Source organism: Caulobacter sp. GW821-FHT12A07 (genome assembly GCF_058807655.1).
This window is the reverse complement of the sequence record NZ_JBXAQX010000010.1, coordinates 114073-127243: the sequence shown is the minus strand read 5'-3', so window position 1 is coordinate 127243 and position 13171 is coordinate 114073. Positions and strand designations below refer to the sequence as shown.

The 13171-nt window shown below is 69.0% G+C and carries 18 protein-coding genes; 9 read left to right on the top strand and 9 right to left on the bottom strand.

The window, feature by feature from the left end:
* Positions 1-74: 74 nt before the first annotated feature.
* Entirely contained in the window at positions 75-935 is an 861-nt protein-coding gene (locus tag AC1RRS_RS19200) for a TonB family protein (protein WP_492856504.1), read from the top strand.
* Here AC1RRS_RS19200 and AC1RRS_RS19195 read toward each other — a convergent pair.
* Positions 919-2085, bottom strand: coding sequence for a hypothetical protein (locus AC1RRS_RS19195; RefSeq protein ID WP_492856503.1), 1167 nt, complete (start codon positions 2083-2085; stop codon positions 919-921). The genes AC1RRS_RS19200 and AC1RRS_RS19195 overlap by 17 nt on opposite strands.
* A 67-nt stretch (positions 2086-2152) precedes the next feature.
* On the bottom strand, positions 2153-3364 hold the full coding sequence (locus AC1RRS_RS19190) for a glycosyl hydrolase 53 family protein (RefSeq protein WP_492856502.1): 1212 nt from the start codon (positions 3362-3364) through the stop codon (positions 2153-2155).
* Between the two features lie 180 nt (positions 3365-3544).
* On the opposite strand from AC1RRS_RS19190, the gene AC1RRS_RS19185 reads away from it, so the two are divergent.
* Complete coding sequence (locus tag AC1RRS_RS19185) at positions 3545-3925, top strand: methylglyoxal synthase (RefSeq protein ID WP_492856500.1); 381 nt, start codon at positions 3545-3547, stop codon at positions 3923-3925.
* Positions 3926-4094: 169 nt separating this feature from the next.
* Here the strand turns inward: AC1RRS_RS19185 and AC1RRS_RS19180 are convergent, their stop codons facing one another.
* A complete protein-coding gene (locus AC1RRS_RS19180; RefSeq protein WP_492856499.1) occupies positions 4095-4580 on the bottom strand; it encodes a ribonuclease H family protein in 486 nt (161 codons plus the stop codon).
* A 374-nt stretch (positions 4581-4954) separates the two neighbouring features.
* Here AC1RRS_RS19180 and AC1RRS_RS19175 point away from each other — a divergent pair, with 374 nt between their 5' ends.
* The 3 genes from AC1RRS_RS19175 (at position 4955) to AC1RRS_RS19165 (ending at position 7608) form a co-directional block, all read left to right on the top strand.
* Positions 4955-6337: a hypothetical protein gene (locus tag AC1RRS_RS19175; protein ID WP_492856497.1), complete on the top strand. Its 1383-nt coding sequence runs from the start codon at positions 4955-4957 to the stop codon at positions 6335-6337.
* Positions 6338-6404: 67 nt separating this feature from the next.
* Positions 6405-6710, top strand: a complete 306-nt coding sequence (locus AC1RRS_RS19170; RefSeq protein WP_110121324.1) for a hypothetical protein — start codon at positions 6405-6407, stop codon at positions 6708-6710.
* 61 nt (positions 6711-6771) lie between these two features.
* Positions 6772-7608: a hypothetical protein gene (locus tag AC1RRS_RS19165; protein ID WP_492856495.1), complete on the top strand. Its 837-nt coding sequence runs from the start codon at positions 6772-6774 to the stop codon at positions 7606-7608.
* A 7-nt stretch (positions 7609-7615) separates the two neighbouring features.
* On the opposite strand, the gene AC1RRS_RS19160 is transcribed toward AC1RRS_RS19165, so the two are convergent.
* The gene (locus tag AC1RRS_RS19160; protein ID WP_487289103.1) at positions 7616-8269 is read right to left on the bottom strand and encodes a J domain-containing protein; all 654 of its coding nucleotides are present in this window, start codon (positions 8267-8269) and stop codon (positions 7616-7618) included.
* A 58-nt stretch (positions 8270-8327) separates the two neighbouring features.
* Here AC1RRS_RS19160 and AC1RRS_RS19155 point away from each other — a divergent pair, with 58 nt between their 5' ends.
* Positions 8328-8600, top strand: coding sequence for a BolA family protein (locus AC1RRS_RS19155; RefSeq protein ID WP_492856494.1), 273 nt, complete (start codon positions 8328-8330; stop codon positions 8598-8600).
* Positions 8601-8689: 89 nt separating this feature from the next.
* Positions 8690-9121: a cytidine deaminase gene (cdd, locus tag AC1RRS_RS19150; RefSeq protein ID WP_492856492.1), complete on the top strand. Its 432-nt coding sequence runs from the start codon at positions 8690-8692 to the stop codon at positions 9119-9121.
* A 146-nt stretch (positions 9122-9267) separates the two neighbouring features.
* Here the strand turns inward: cdd and AC1RRS_RS19145 are convergent, their stop codons facing one another.
* The 3 genes from AC1RRS_RS19145 to AC1RRS_RS19135 form a co-directional block, all read right to left on the bottom strand.
* A complete protein-coding gene (locus AC1RRS_RS19145) occupies positions 9268-9489 on the bottom strand; it encodes a YdcH family protein (RefSeq protein WP_110133432.1) in 222 nt (73 codons plus the stop codon).
* Positions 9490-9582: 93 nt separating this feature from the next.
* Positions 9583-10032, bottom strand: a complete 450-nt coding sequence (locus AC1RRS_RS19140; protein WP_492856490.1) for a TIGR02444 family protein — start codon at positions 10030-10032, stop codon at positions 9583-9585.
* A 5-nt stretch (positions 10033-10037) separates the two neighbouring features.
* On the bottom strand, positions 10038-10667 hold the full coding sequence (locus AC1RRS_RS19135) for a UbiX family flavin prenyltransferase (protein WP_492856489.1): 630 nt from the start codon (positions 10665-10667) through the stop codon (positions 10038-10040).
* Positions 10668-10800: 133 nt separating this feature from the next.
* Between AC1RRS_RS19135 and AC1RRS_RS19130 the strand changes: the two genes are divergently transcribed.
* The gene (locus AC1RRS_RS19130; protein WP_110117944.1) at positions 10801-10974 is read left to right on the top strand and encodes a YdcH family protein; all 174 of its coding nucleotides are present in this window, start codon (positions 10801-10803) and stop codon (positions 10972-10974) included.
* Positions 10975-11056: 82 nt separating this feature from the next.
* On the opposite strand, the gene AC1RRS_RS19125 is transcribed toward AC1RRS_RS19130, so the two are convergent.
* Positions 11057-11770: a DUF1013 domain-containing protein gene (locus AC1RRS_RS19125; RefSeq protein WP_110117943.1), complete on the bottom strand. Its 714-nt coding sequence runs from the start codon at positions 11768-11770 to the stop codon at positions 11057-11059.
* A gap of 190 nt (positions 11771-11960) precedes the next feature.
* Between AC1RRS_RS19125 and AC1RRS_RS19120 the strand changes: the two genes are divergently transcribed.
* On the top strand, positions 11961-12587 hold the full coding sequence (locus AC1RRS_RS19120; protein ID WP_487289112.1) for a hypothetical protein: 627 nt from the start codon (positions 11961-11963) through the stop codon (positions 12585-12587).
* Between the two features lie 19 nt (positions 12588-12606).
* Here AC1RRS_RS19120 and AC1RRS_RS19115 read toward each other — a convergent pair whose 3' ends face one another.
* Positions 12607-13107 carry a hypothetical protein gene (locus tag AC1RRS_RS19115; protein ID WP_492856487.1) on the bottom strand — a complete coding sequence of 167 codons (501 nt, stop codon included), beginning with the start codon at positions 13105-13107 and terminating at the stop codon, positions 12607-12609.
* Between the last annotated feature and the right edge of the window lie 64 nt (positions 13108-13171).

Below are 13171 nucleotides of genomic sequence, written 5' to 3'. Positions count from 1 at the left end.
GGCCTTTTCCGCGGGTTCCTGTGTGGTAGAGGTTTTCTCGCGGCTCGCCCTATGCGGGCGCGCGGGGAGGGGCGATGCGGTTCTGGGGTCCTGGTCTGGCGGCGCTGGCCGTCGTCGTCGCATCGCCGGCTCTGGCCGAGCGGCTTTCCACGGACGCCGAGTTCTTCGTGCCCGAAGGCCGCTACTATCCTGATCGGGCGCAGCGTACGTCGGTCGAAGGCTGGGCGCGGCTGCGCTGCACCGTCCATGAGGCCGGCGTGGTGGGCGAGTGCGCCGTCGTCGGCGAAGCGCCCACAGACTACGGGTTCGCCGACGCCGTGCTGAAGGCCTCGCGGGCGGCGCGCCTGCGCTCGCCGGCCCAGCCCGGCGACGTGGTCTATCTCTATCTCGAATTCCGCGTTCCGGACGGCGGCGCCGAGGTTGTCGAGCGTTCTGTGACGCCGCCGCCGCGCGCGACCATCGAGGCCGCACGGCCAGCGCTGGCCGAGCCGATCGGCATGGCGCTGGTCAGCTGCGAGGCGTCGTTGAAGGGGGCGGGACCCCTGACCCGCTGTCGCGCGCTCGCCGAGGCGCCGTCGATCGACGGTTACGGCGCGGCCGCCGTGGCCTTGGCCGAGCGGGCCTATGTGTCCGCCCTGCCGCCGTTGTCCGGCCGGGTGAACATCATCATCCGGCCCGGAGACGGGTCCCGGCGACCGTCCTCGCACGAGAGCGAGGATTACGAACCGGAGTTTGTCGGCGACGCCTTGAGCCTGCCGCTCGGTCCGACGCAGCCGGTGTCACTGAGCTGCATCGTGAGCGCCGACCGCCGGCTGCGCAGCTGCCGACCCGACGGCTTCAAGGCGTCGCCGGAGGCGACCGCCGCCGCCATCGCCCGCAGCAATCATCTGCGCTTTTCCCGCCGGACGACCTTCGTCATCAACTGGGGCCAGTGACCTTCAGCGGCGGGTCTTCGTCGCGCCGGCCCAACCAGCGGTCCGTTTCGCCGATGCCCGTGCCGATCCAGGCCAGCACCTGCTCGACCGGGATCGGATCATCCGGCGCCAGGCGCAGCTGGGTGACGAGGTCGCCGGGGCGCACCTTGCCGTCGATGATCGGCAGCAGGCGGGCGTCCGCGCCGCGCTCGCTCCAGCCGAACGGCGACCAGTCGCTGGGCACGGCCTTCAGCGCCAGATAGCGCCTGGGCGGCTGGCCCGGAAGGCAGGGCAGGACCGGCCCCAGCATTTCCGAGCCGAAGACGTCGAGGGCAAGGTCCATGGACGCGATCTTGTGGTCGCCCACCATGCGCGGGCGGCAGGCGGGGGTCGATCCGACGGCGACGGGCGAGACCTCGTAGACGGCCGCGTCCGAAAAGCGGGCGAAGACGTCGGCCGGCGCGGCCGTCAGGCGCACCTGGTCCTCGCCCTGGCCGCTTCGCAGCCGGCGCAGCCGCCGGACCAGCAGGTCCTGGTCGGCCTGCCCGCGCACCACCGGCTCCCAGTGCGTGATGCGCCGCTCGCCGTCGAGAAAGACCAGGTAGTCGAGCCCGGGGTCGAGCATCGGCGGTTCGGCGCCGTCGGCATAGCGCGGGCGCTCCATGGGGCCTTCGATGTCCGTTCGCCGGTCGGCGAGGCTTCCGCGGTGCAGGAACAGGAAGCCGGCATGACGACGCTGGGCCCTGCGGTGGTCCTGGCCCCAGACGGCTTTCCAAAGGTCCAGGCGTCGGCTGTGCAGGAAGGTCGGATCCACCGGATAGGCGCCGCCCAGCAGAGCCGGGAAGCGCGTTTGCGGCTGGCCCTTGAAGGTTTCGACCAGGTCGAGGTCGTAGCGCCGGCTGCGCTCGAAGGCGGTGCAGACGTCGCCGTCCAGCCAGCCCGGGGCGTCGCCGCGCAGCCAGGCGGCCAGGCGCACCAGCAGGCAGGGCGGCGTCCAGGCGGGCGCCGGACGCACGAGGGCCACGGCGGCGGCGTTTCGATACTCGGCGACGCCGGCGGGGCTGCGCAGCTGGGCCAGGCTCGGCGGCTGCGGCTCGTAATAGCTTGTCGCCAGGGCTGGACCGGCCCAGGCTAGGCCGAGGATCAGCAAGGCCGCCCGTACGTGCTTCACGACATCCCCCCGAGAGCGTCTCTTGCGGATTACGCTCGTAAAACTCTCTCGGGTCAAGCGATCGCCGTCAGGCCTTCTTCACCCCGTAGTCCCGCGCCATCTGCCGGTAGAGCTCCATGAAGGCGTTGGCGTCGTAGCGGCCGCCGTGCTCGGTCTTTTCGGGCGGCGAGGGCGGGGCGCCGGCGATCTGCGCGCCGGGGGCCTCGGCGGCGTTGATGCCCTGCGACAGCAGGTTGGGGCGCGGGCCTTCGCCGGCGTTGTGGCCGTCCTGGTCGAAGATCGCCTCCTGGTGCCGGGTCGGCTCCCAGATGAACGTGCCCCAGCCGCGTTGGCCGGGGGCGTCGAAGACGAGGTCGTTCACGTAGCGCTTCCGGCTGGAATACTCCGCCACGTAGAAGCCGTGGTCGCGGTAGCGCTCGCCGAACCGCGCGAAGGTGTTGGCCCAGTCGCCCTCGGCCGCCTGCTGGTAGCAGGAGAAGCCGACGGCGTCGAAGCGCACGCCGCGCGAGAGCAGGCTGTCGGTCCAGTGGCTGACGATCGTCCAGTGCCGGCCCAGATGGTTGTGCAGGCTGGTCTTCACGCCCGGAACCGTCTCGCGCGAGGCGTCCAGGCCCGCGCTGAGCAGTTTGGCCAGCTTGTCGAAACCGCCGGCGTCGGGAACGTTCAGGTGCACCGCGTCGGTGGCCGGGTTGCCGGTCGGGACGGGCAGGGGCACGCGGCCGTCGGGCCACAGCATGCCGAAGGTGATCTCGTTGCCGATCACCACCATGTCGGGCCTGGCGCCGGCCTTGGTCAGGGCGCTCAGCACCGTGCGGGTGTGGTCGCCGACCGCCTTGACCAGCGCGTCAAACGGCAGACCGGTCCAGGCGGCGGGTTTCACCTGCTTCTGCGGGTCGGCCCAGTTGTCGCTGTAGTGGAAGCTGATCGTCAGGTGCATGCCGGCGGCCTTGATCCGCCTGGCCATCGCCACGGTCTGGCCAAGGCCCGCCCAGGGATCGGTCTGGCGGCCCTTGGAGTAGCCGTTCTCGGGATTGACGAAGATGCGGATCTTGATGGCGTTGAAGCCGGCGTCGCCCAGGATCGCCAGGATGTCGCGCTTCTGGCCATTGGCGTAGAAGGTCGCGCCGTCGGCCTCGTCCTGCGGGATCCAGGTGATGTCGGCGCCCAGCAGGAACGGGCCGGGGCGGGCGCCGGGAGGCGCAGCGAGGGCGCGAGGCGCGGCCGACAGCAGCGGCAGGGCGGTCAGGCCGGCGGCGAAGGCGCGACGGTCGAGGGTCATGGCGTCTGCTCCCGTGGACCGCGCGCTGCACGCGATCTCATTATTTGAGATATCGTTTCAATATGTATCCTAGCGGCATTGCGCGTGAAAAGGGAAGTGGCCCGCCGAAGGGGAAGGGGTGGCTGGCGGCGACCTCGCCAGCCGCTATAGGAGGGACGCCTTCAACCGGAGCCGTCCCGCATGACCCGCCAGTTCGCCATCGGCCTCGTGGCCCACGACGACAAGAAGGCCGAGCTGGTCGACTGGGCCCTGGCCCACGCGGCGTTCCTGGAAAAGCACGTGCTCTACGGCACCGGCACCACCGGCGGCCGCATCCTGCAGGCCCTGCCGCAGCTGCAGCTGACCCGCCTCAAGAGCGGCCCCCTGGGCGGCGATCAGCAGCTGGGCGCGATGATCGCCGAGGGCCGGCTCGACATTCTGATCTTCTTCGTCGACCCGCTGTCGCCCCAGCCGCACGACGTCGACGTCAAGGCCCTGATCCGCCTGGCGACCCTGGCCGACATCCCCTTCGCCTGCAACGCGGCGACCGCGACGCTGGTGGTGAAGGGGCTCAGCGCCTGATCCCTCTCCCCTTGCGGGAGAGGGTGGCCTCCCGGAGGGAGGTCGGGTGAGGGGTCTCTCAGAAATTCAAGCCGCAAAGGCGGTCTGGCTGGGTGAGGCGGTTTTCTTTTGAGAGACCCCTCATCCGTCGGCCTTCGGCCGCCACCTTCTCCCGCAAGGGGAGAAGGAATTAGGCGGGAAACTTCAGCAAGTTCGGCTTGGGGATCGCGGCCTTGAAGCTGCCGCGGCTCTTGGACGTGTCGAGCCCGAACTCGGCCCAGGCCGTCAGGAACCCGCTCGCCGGGGCGCTGGCCGCCAGCGGGACGAGGTTCAGCACCGGCCGAGCGGCGACCAGGGCGCGGGCGGCGGCCCAGGCTTCGGGTTCGGCGGTGGCATAGGCGCCGTCGCTGGCCACCAGTTCGCCGGCCAGGGCGGGATCGGCGAAGCGCAGGGTCACGGCCGCATCGGCCGGCAGGTCCGACAGGCTGGTCAGCGCCTCGATCAGCGCCGTGAGACTCATCTTCGCCAGGCTGGTGCGGCGCTCGCCGCCGGCCGCGCCCTTGATCGCCGCCGCGCCCGACTCGCCATCCTGCCGACGGACGAACGCCCAGCCGCCATAGCCGGGGTCCTGCTTGCAGAGGGCGGCGGTCCAGAGGGTCACGGAGGGGCTGGTCATGGCGGTTTCCTAGCGCCTTGCGTCGGAATTCGCCACTCCACGCGGTAACGACCCTGAACAAAGTGTAAACAAGACCCTAAATCTTAGGGTTAACGTCATTTTCACTTCGGTGAACGAAGTTATAATTCGTGCAATCGCACCACCCGCCGGTTGTGGATGGATCAAGCAAAAAGCGTGCCAGAATGGGTCAAAAACCCAGATTTCCAGGCCGTCGCGGCGATCAAAGTTAATGTGATCTAAATATTCGTGGTTAACGGCGGATTCACACCTGTTAACCCCTTGTTAAGAGCGTTGGCTCCGGTTTTGCTGATATCGCGTTAAATCCATCTCGGGCGTGCCGAGGTGGGACGATCCGGGTGCGGAGTGCGCGAGCGATGTTCGAATTCGTTGGACGGGACCTGAAGCGTTTGCTGGGCGTCGACGGCCAGGGCCGCGTCTCCCATGCCGCCGCCCATCGCGAAGGGCTGACCGGCGGCGACACCGCGCTGCTGGAACTGATGGACCTGCGCCTGCTGACCAACGAGGCCCGCGCCGCCGACGTGGCCGCCGGCCGCATCGGCTGCAAGGACCGCGCGGTGCGCCTGCTGGAAGCCGCCGTGGTCTGGCGCGAAGTGGCCCGCCGCACCGGCGACGCCGCTGCTTTACGTAAAGGCGCGGCCCAGGCCGAGGCCGCCGCCCGGCTGGGCGAGACCGAGCGCAAGCCCGAGCTGACCGCCGCCGCCCGCTGCGAGCAGGCGGTGCTGGCCATGCTGGGCGCTGAACTGTTCGGCGACGAGGGCCTGCACGCGGCCGCCGGCGCCACGCTTTCCTTGGCCAAGTCGGCCCACGGCCCGCACGCGCCGCTGGCCGCGGCCCTGATGGCCGCCGTCGACGGCCGCATGGCCCTGTCCGACAACAATATCGACCGCGCCCTGGCCTGCGCCCAGGCCTTCGAGGCCCCGCTGGACGTGCTGGCGAGCGATCGCGGCGCCAAGGCCGGCGGCGGTCGCCTGCAACTGGCCGACCAGCGCGCCGCCCGCATCGACCTGCTGCTGGCCTGCGCCGTCCGCCTGAAGGACCGCTCGCTGGTCGAGGTCGCCCTGGCCGAGGCCCGCGTCGCCGTCGCCGCCCTCGATCCCGATTTCGAACCTCTGACCTGGTCGCGCCTGGAACTGCTGCGCGCCGAGGCCCTGACCCGACTGGGCGATTTCGATGGCGAACTGTCGCTGATCGCCGACGGCGTCGAGGCCGCCACCCAGGCGCTGGAACCGCTCGACCCCGGCCACAGCCCGCTGGACTGGGCCCGCGCCCAGGCCGGCCTGGGCGAGGCCCTACAGATGATGGGCGAGGCCACCACCTCGGACCGCTGCTTCGAGCAGGCCGTCACTTGCTACGATCGCGCCACCCACATCGTGAAGGTGCAGCCGGCTCTGTCCCTGCGCGCCGCCGTCGCCAACAACCGCGCCCTGAGTCTCGCCCGCTGCGCCGAGCTGACGGCGGACCTGGCCGTGCTCGACGCCGCCGAGATGGCCTTCAAGGCCGAGCTTTCCGCCCATCCGGGCGCGCGCGATCCGGCCGGCTGGGCCGTGGCCCAGATGAACCTGGCCCGTCTCTATGAAGCCCGGGTCGAGATCACCGGCCGCGACGACGGTCGCCTGGACCGGGCGGCCACCGCTCTTGCGGTCGCGTTCGACGTCTTCGCCGAACTGGGCCTGCGGTCGCTGACCGACCTGGCGGCCCAGGGGTTGCAACGGCTCAAGCAGGCGAACGCCGCCTGACCCAAAATGACACCGGAGGCTCCCGGGAAACCCCCAGGGCCCTCCGCAAGATAATAGGGATGATACAGTGATCGCTTCGTTCGTTCTCGCCGCCGCCGTGACCGCCGCCGCTCCGTCCGCCTCGGCCGAGCCGCAGGCCCGTGTCGTCCAGGTGGCGCAACCGCGCGAAGCGGTGGCCCTGCTCAGCTGCATGGTCAAGAACAACGGCGGCCTGACGGCTTGCAGCGTCCAGGCCGAGAGCCCCAACGATCTGGGCGTCGGCGACGCCGCCCTGCAGATGGCCTCGCAGATCCAGGTCGACCTGCTGGGCCCGGACGGCAAGAGCCGCGCCGGTTCGTTCATCGACGTGCCGATCCGCATCCGCATTCGCTGAATTTAAGCGCGAGTCCGCTTTGAGACTCGCGCGACTGGCCGGCCGGGCCTAAAGCTCGGCCATGGCCTTCAAGCGCGCCTTTCCCTGGATCGTCACGGCCGCCGTCATGGCGGCCACCCTCGCCGTCGCCGGCGGACTGACGCTCCGCCGCGACCGCGCCGAAGCCGCCCGCTCCGCCGCCGCCTCGCCGGACGTCACGGTGTCTCAAGCCGAAGACGATCGCGCCTACGCCCGGCTGTTGCGCGAGAATCTCGACCAGGGGCGTCCCGAAGAGGCCAGTGTCCTGGCCCGTTTCCCCGATCTGGCCCGCCGCGAGGGCGATGTCCTGTTCATGCGCGGCCCCCGCGGTGACGTGGCCAGCTTCTCCGACAGCGGCTTCTGCGACGGCTTCGACCAGTGCGCGCGCTGGCGCATGGCGGGCGTCGTGGCCATCGGCGGCGAACGGCTGCCCCATCTCACCTTCACCCACGGGGAGGGCGAGCTCCTGTCGCTGCTGATCGGCGCCGACGGTCGCCCTCGCGTCGCGGACGTCGGAACCCCTTCAGGCTCGCCCGACGGCGCCTGGCTGGTGTTCGGCAATGAGAGCGACGACGGCGGCGGCGTGACCGTCTATCGGGCCGACGGCGCGGACCTGGTTCCCACGGCCTCGAAGGGCGTGTCCTGCCGGCCGGTAGCCTGGCTGTCGGCGACTCGCCTGCGCATGAGCTGCCTCGTCGGACCGATCGGCGAGGCCCGCCGCGTCGAGGTGGTCCTGGCGCGCGCGACGGACGGCGGCTGGTCGCTGGTCTACCCGGACGGCACGCGCGAGCCGCTGGACGCCATCGCGACCGAGGAGGGCGAGCCGGGCGACTTCTACGAAGGCTGGAGCGAGAAGGGCTACCGCCGCCTCGCGCCCTGAGTCGTCGCTACTTCGCCATCCCGGACTTCTGCAGGGTCTTGTAGGCCTTGATCACCCGCTGGAGCTTGTGCTCGGCGCTGCGGTCGCCGCCGTTCATGTCGGGGTGGCAGCGCTTGAGCAGGTCCTTGTAGCGCGCGCGGATGGCCGCGGCGTCGGCGTCGACGTCCAGATCCATGTCGGCCAGGGCCTGGCGCTCCAACTTGCCGACGGCGCGACCGGCGGCGGCCGATTCGGCCTTTCGCTGCTGGGCGCGGAACAGGCCGAACGGGTCGGCCATGTTGCGGGCGTCGCGGGCGGCGGCGGCGGCGGCCTCGCGCGAGCCGGCGTCGGCCTTCATGCTCCAGGTCGGCCGGCCGCCGGTGACCTTCTCGCGCTCCTGCTCGGCGCGAATCTGGCCCTCGTTCATGCCGGCGTAGAAGTTCCAGTTCTTGTTGTACTCGGCCGCGTGCGGCTGACAGAAATGGTAGTACTGGCCCGGCAGGTCGCGGCTCTTGGGCGCCTTGGCCTCGGCCGGACGCAGGCAGTCGGCATGCTCGCACCGACGCTGACCCGGCTTCAGCCGGTTGACGTCGTCGGCGCGCGGACCCTCCTCCTCGCCCGGCTTGGGCGGGCGGACGCGGATGTCGAAAAACTTGGGGCGGTATTCGAACGCACGGCTCATGGCGCTTAGAGTAAGCCCAGGCTATTTCCGTTCAAGGATTGACATGCCGGAGATCACCATGGGCGCCGTCTCAGACGCCATCGAAGCCAAGTTGACCACCGCTTTTTCGCCCACCCGGCTGGAGGTCGTGGACGACAGCGCTCGCCACCAGGGCCATGCCGGCCACCGCGAGGGCGGCGAGAGCCACTTCAACCTGACGATCGAGGCCGAGGCCTTCGTGGGCAAGGGCCGCGTGGCCCGCCAACGGCTGATTTTCCAGGCCCTGGCCGAGGAGATGGCGGGTCCCGTGCACGCCCTGTCGATCGTCGCCCTGGCGCCCGGCGAAACCTGACCGCAGCCCGCCTCTTTGCGCTTGCATAAGCGGGCCGCGACTGATTGCCTCGGTTCCCGGCGCGATCCTGCCGGGATCCGAGGGATGGCATGAGCGCCGCGAAATCTTTTTCTGAAATCCAGGCTTCCGACGAAGCGGCCATCGCCGCCGCGCTGCCGGCCTATCTTGAGCGGTCCTACGCCCGCTATTCGAACTTCACCGTCGCCAGCGCGGTCGTCGACGACCTGGGCGGGGTGCATTTCGGCGTCAATGTCGAGAACGCCGCCTATCCGTCGGGCACCTGCGCCGAGCAGACGGCGATCGGGGCCATGGTCACGGCCGGCGGCCGCCGCATCGAGCGCGTCTACATCGCCGCCGGCTCCGACGCCGTCGTCCAGCCCTGCGGCGCCTGCCGCCAGCGCATCGGCGAGTTCGCGGCCAAGACCTGCGAGATCGTCTCGGTGCAGGGCGGAGCGGCCACGAAGCGCACGCCGTTCTGGAGCCTGCTGCCCGAGGCGTTCGGGCCGGGGGATCTGGAGTAGCCCGTTAGGAACCTCCCCCTCTGGGGGAGGCGGCCGAAGGCCGGCGGGGGGAAGTTTTCAGCTGCCGCAGGCCTTGGCGGGCTTCGCAGTCACGCCCCCCACCGATCGCTGCGCGATCGCCTCCCCCAGAGGGGGAGGTTCGCTCGTCAGGCGATGATGTCCGGCGTCACCTGGTCTTCCAGGCGGACGATCTCGTCCTTGAGGGCCAGCTTGCGGCGCTTGAGGCGGGCGATCTGCAGCATGTCGGGCTGGGGGCGTTCTTCCAGGGCCGCGACGGCGTCCGACAGGTCCTGGTGCTCCTCGCGCAGGATCGCCAGGCGGCGCTCGATGGCGATGGAGGTTTCTTCCGAAGGATCGTCATCGTTCATGGACGTTCCCCCACTCTGAGCACTGGTCCGAAGGCGGTGATAGATAGCAAAGCCTGACGGGCGGTAAAGGCTGGAGCGCGCCGAGCTGCCATTTCAAGCCAGAGCATCGGCCAACCGCGCCAAAGCCGCGTCCTGCGGCGGCTCGCCGGAGGCCCGGGCCGCCGCCAGCAGGGCGCCGTAGACGTCGGCCGTGGCGCCCACCGGGCCGCAGATCGCCTCCAGGCTCTCCATCAGCAGCTTCTCGCCGGCCAGTTCGGCCGCCTTGACCTGGTCGCGGAAGGTCTCCCGGGCTGGATCGGCCACGTCGGGACGCGAAGGCTTCAGCGCCCGGCGCACGCCGCGCAGGGGCGCGCCGATCTCGGCGTCCCAGGCGCGGACCAGGGCCGCGGCGCGCGCCAGGTCGGCGGGCCGCCCCTCCAGCGCCGTCCAGGCCGCCCACAGCAGGAACGGCACGTTCTGGCCGTGCGCGTCCTGCAGGTGCAGGCAGGCGACTGCGACAGGCTGTCGCGCATAGACGGAAAGCGCCCAGTCCCAGAACCGCATGGCCGTTAATTTTCGTCCGTTTCGTTGACGGTAGATCCGATCGGCGGAAGATCCTCGCCCCAGCGCTTCACCGGCCCCCAGGTCAGGCCGAAGAGGTCGAGCGCCCGGCCCACCGACTGGTCGACCATCTCCTCGATCGAGACGGGTTTCGCATAGAAGGCCGGCACCGGCGGGGCGATCACCGCGCCCATTTCGGCAAGACGCGTCAGGGTGCGCAGGTGGCCCAGGTGCAGCGGGCTCTCGCGCACCATCAGCACCAGCGGCCGGCGCTCCTTCAGGGTGACGTCGGCGGCGCGGGTCAGCAGGGAGGAGGTTACGCCGGTGGCGATCTCGCTCATCGTCCGCACCGAGCAGGGCGCGACGATCATGCCCAGGGTGCGGTAGGAGCCCGAGGCGATCGAGGCCCCGACGTCGCCGATCCGGTGCACGACGTCGGCCGTCTCGGCGGCCTGCGCGACCGAAAGACCGGTCTCCTGGGCCAGGGTCAGGGCCGCCGACTTGCTCATCACGAGGTGGCTCTCGACCCCCAGGTCGCGGCAGGCGGCCAGGGCGCGCAGGCCGTAGAGCGCGCCCGAAGCGCCGGAGATTCCGATCACCAGGCGCGGCTTCGGGGGAGGGGCGGCGGCGTCCGTCATGGTGAATTTTCGTCCGTCACGGGAGGAAGCGTCGCCACGTCAAGCGCCGCCGATTGCAATCATATGTGATCTGACAGTCCGGACCAGCGGGTGTTCACTCCCTCGGTCAACAGCCCAAAAGGAGGCCGAGCCCATGGCCATCGAATCCCGTATCCGCGAGCTGGGGTCCCGTCACGAGAACCTCGACCGCACGATCCAGGAGGAGACCAGTCGACCGGGTAGCGACGCCACCAGGCTTCGAGAGCTGAAGCGGCAGAAGCTCAGGCTCAAGGAGGAGATAGAGGGACTTCGAGCGAGGCTCCACTAGCCTTTGAGGCAAGGAAAAGGCCCATCCGAGCGTCGGATGGGCCTTTTTGCTGTCCGGACCCCTCTATGCAGAGGGAAGAGGATCAGTCCTCGTCGTCTTCGTCGTCGACATTGCCCTTGAACGAGCCGAACACGTCCTCGGCCTTCGGTTCGGCGCGGGCGGCGCGGATGTCGCGCTCTTCCTGCTCTTCCTCGGAGATGTAGGCCGTTTCGGCCGCCGGACGCAGGGTCGGGTCCTCGGCGACGATGCCCTTCTTGGCGTCGTCCTTGGCCTTCTTCTCGGCCGCCTTCTTGACGAGGGCGTCGAGTTCCAGCTGGCCGACCAGGCCCAGGGTCACCGGATCGACCGGCTTGATGTTGGCCGCGTTCCAGTGGGTGCGGTTGCGCACCTGCTCGATGGTGGCCTTGGTCGTGCCGAGGATCTTCGAGATCTGGGCGTCGGTCACTTCCGGGTGGTGGCGGATGAACCAGGCGATGGCGTCCGGACGGTCCTGGCGACGCGACACCGGGGTGTAGCGCGGGGCCTTCTTCTGCGGCTTCAGCAGCTCGGCGTGACGGCTCACCTGGGCCTTCATGCGGTACTGCGGGGCGCGCTGGGCCTTGTCGAGCTCTTCGCGGGTCAGCTGGCCGTTGCCGATCGGATCGGCGCCGCGGATGTCGCGCGCCACTTCGCCGTCGGCGATGCCGCGAACTTCCAGCGGGTGCAGGCCGCAGAAGTCGGCGATCTGCTCGAAGCTCAGCGAGGTGTTGTCCACGAGCCAGACGGCGGTCGCCTTGGGCATCAGAATGTCGGACATGCGGTCCTCCAGAAATGACGGCGCCCGACCTTTCGGCCGGGCGGGGTTGTTCAACGAGAGCTATAATCCGGTTCTCCCGGAAAGGGAACGGGGATCGATGCGGCTCGCGACAAGGCTGTCACGCGCCGCATTGATCGCGATGCGTGCATTCTGCTAACCTCGCCGAAAAGGCGAAAGCGGGAGGCGCGCCATGGCTCTGAAGGACAGTGACGCTTTCTTCGATTCCATCCGCGGCTCCAAGATGCTGGGGCCGACCCTGAGTCAGACGGAAGTGGCCGGCTGCAACGCCGTCCTCACCGCGCTCGGCGCCCACGGCTGGGGCGCGGCCTGGACGGCCTACGGCCTGGCCACCGCCTATCACGAGACCGCCCAGACCATGCAGCCGATCGACGAGCAGGGCGGCGACGCCTATTTCCGCCGGCTCTACGACGTCGAGGGCATCAATCCCAAGCGCGCCAAGGCCAACGGCAACACCGCGCCCGGCGACGGCGTGCGCTATCACGGCCGGGGCTACGTGCAGCTGACCTGGAAGAACAACTACGTCCGCGCCGCCAAGGAGCTGGACGAGCCGATCGACCAGCAGCCGACCCTGGCCAAGCGTCCGGATCTCGCCGCCGCGATCATGGCCTTGGGCATGGAGGAGGGCTGGTTCACGGCCAAGGGCCTGGGCCGCTACATCGACAAGGCCGCCGGCTCGGCCACCCAGAAGGCCTACGGCCTGGCGCGCTACGTCATCAACGGCAACGACAAGGCCGCCCAGATCGCCGGCTACGCCGCCACCTTCGAAAAGGCCCTGAAGGCCGGCGCCTGGAACTGAGGGCGAGGGCGGGGCGCCCTCACCAGGCTCCGTCGTCGAAGCGCAGCACCTTCAGCGTGTCGCCGGCCTTGGTTATGTATATGTATTCGCTGGCGAAAGCGGTTGGGTATTCGACTTCGTAGGTGATGGCGCAGGTTGCGCGACCGTTGAGTTTATAGAGTGAGCTTTTTGTTACTTTCCGTTGAAAATTGTTCTTCAATCTCTCTGCGGTTGATTTTTTATACTTCAACGCGTTTTCGCTGTATTCAACATAGATGGGGTTCCCGCCTACTTTCTTGCGGCGGTCGGAAAAGTACTTTTTGAATTCTGACAGGTTACGCATCGGCCGATATTCGGATCGAACGAAGCGGAAGGCGTCATCGAATTTTCCGCGATCGAAATAGTATAGGAACTGGTTCGACGTGTTGAAAAACTCGGCGCCGCAAGATTGTGTGTTGCTGTCCGCTATGGAATTGACCGGGGTGGCCAAAAGGATGGTCGTGGCGCAAAGTACGATCAGGGATTTGGCTTTGCATCCCATGATTCCATCTCCAGCCCGATCGGAGTGCATGTCGTGGTCGTGATACTCTCGATTGTCGCTCTTT

Coding starts and splice junctions, on each gene's coding strand:
- AC1RRS_RS19200 (WP_492856504.1), top strand. CDS start 75: ATGCGGTTCTGGGGTCCTGGTCTGGCGGCGCTGGCCGTCGTCGTCGCA.
- AC1RRS_RS19190 (WP_492856502.1), bottom strand. CDS start 3,364: ATGACCCTCGACCGTCGCGCCTTCGCCGCCGGCCTGACCGCCCTGCCG.
- AC1RRS_RS19185 (WP_492856500.1), top strand. CDS start 3,545: ATGACCCGCCAGTTCGCCATCGGCCTCGTGGCCCACGACGACAAGAAG.
- AC1RRS_RS19180 (WP_492856499.1), bottom strand. CDS start 4,580: ATGACCAGCCCCTCCGTGACCCTCTGGACCGCCGCCCTCTGCAAGCAG.
- AC1RRS_RS19175 (WP_492856497.1), top strand. CDS start 4,955: ATGTTCGAATTCGTTGGACGGGACCTGAAGCGTTTGCTGGGCGTCGAC.
- AC1RRS_RS19165 (WP_492856495.1), top strand. CDS start 6,772: ATGGCCTTCAAGCGCGCCTTTCCCTGGATCGTCACGGCCGCCGTCATG.
- AC1RRS_RS19160 (WP_487289103.1), bottom strand. CDS start 8,269: ATGAGCCGTGCGTTCGAATACCGCCCCAAGTTTTTCGACATCCGCGTC.
- AC1RRS_RS19155 (WP_492856494.1), top strand. CDS start 8,328: ATGGGCGCCGTCTCAGACGCCATCGAAGCCAAGTTGACCACCGCTTTT.
- cdd (WP_492856492.1), top strand. CDS start 8,690: ATGAGCGCCGCGAAATCTTTTTCTGAAATCCAGGCTTCCGACGAAGCG.
- AC1RRS_RS19145 (WP_110133432.1), bottom strand. CDS start 9,489: ATGAACGATGACGATCCTTCGGAAGAAACCTCCATCGCCATCGAGCGC.
- AC1RRS_RS19140 (WP_492856490.1), bottom strand. CDS start 10,032: ATGCGGTTCTGGGACTGGGCGCTTTCCGTCTATGCGCGACAGCCTGTC.
- AC1RRS_RS19135 (WP_492856489.1), bottom strand. CDS start 10,667: ATGACGGACGCCGCCGCCCCTCCCCCGAAGCCGCGCCTGGTGATCGGA.
- AC1RRS_RS19130 (WP_110117944.1), top strand. CDS start 10,801: ATGGCCATCGAATCCCGTATCCGCGAGCTGGGGTCCCGTCACGAGAAC.
- AC1RRS_RS19125 (WP_110117943.1), bottom strand. CDS start 11,770: ATGTCCGACATTCTGATGCCCAAGGCGACCGCCGTCTGGCTCGTGGAC.
- AC1RRS_RS19120 (WP_487289112.1), top strand. CDS start 11,961: ATGGCTCTGAAGGACAGTGACGCTTTCTTCGATTCCATCCGCGGCTCC.
- AC1RRS_RS19115 (WP_492856487.1), bottom strand. CDS start 13,107: ATGGGATGCAAAGCCAAATCCCTGATCGTACTTTGCGCCACGACCATC.